The sequence below is a fragment of the Bacillus sp. 05T22 genome, assembly GCF_056396765.1.
This window is the reverse complement of the sequence record NZ_JBFTMC010000292.1, coordinates 1-447: the sequence shown is the minus strand read 5'-3', so window position 1 is coordinate 447 and position 447 is coordinate 1. Positions and strand designations below refer to the sequence as shown.

Genomic DNA, 447 nt, shown 5'->3' with positions numbered 1-447 from the left:
GGGGCACATTCTCTCCAGCACTTGCGAGTAATCTCCCGTTTGGATCAGTCACCACAGAAAATCCATCGAATTCAGTCCCTACTTCTATGGGCCAATCCTCTAAAGCCTTCTTCAGTTGATTTTGATTAATCAATGGTCCATTAAAGTTAGAAGATATATTTTGGGCCTGTATGCTTATCTGTTGTTCAAACATTTGGTCAGCATTATATTTCACTAGACTAAGTGAAATAAGAAAGCCTACCACTTCAAGGGTTAATAGAACACCAATGGTTGTTAACACGTAAAATAAAGTCAGTTTCCACTGCAAACGGTGGAAATATCGGACAAAACGAGGCAGAAATTTCATGTTCTTTTCTTCCTAATTGAAAATATAGTGACTATCGTATTGTTTAACTTTTATTAAAACCTACTCCCTACTATATGATATACCCTACTATATGATATACC

Annotated in this window: 1 pseudogene; it reads right to left on the bottom strand. The window is 36.5% G+C overall.

The window, feature by feature from the left end:
- Positions 1–346: pseudogene (locus tag AC1DIT_RS28520) on the bottom strand (sensor histidine kinase); the annotation flags it as partial.
- Positions 347–447 lie beyond the last annotated feature (101 nt).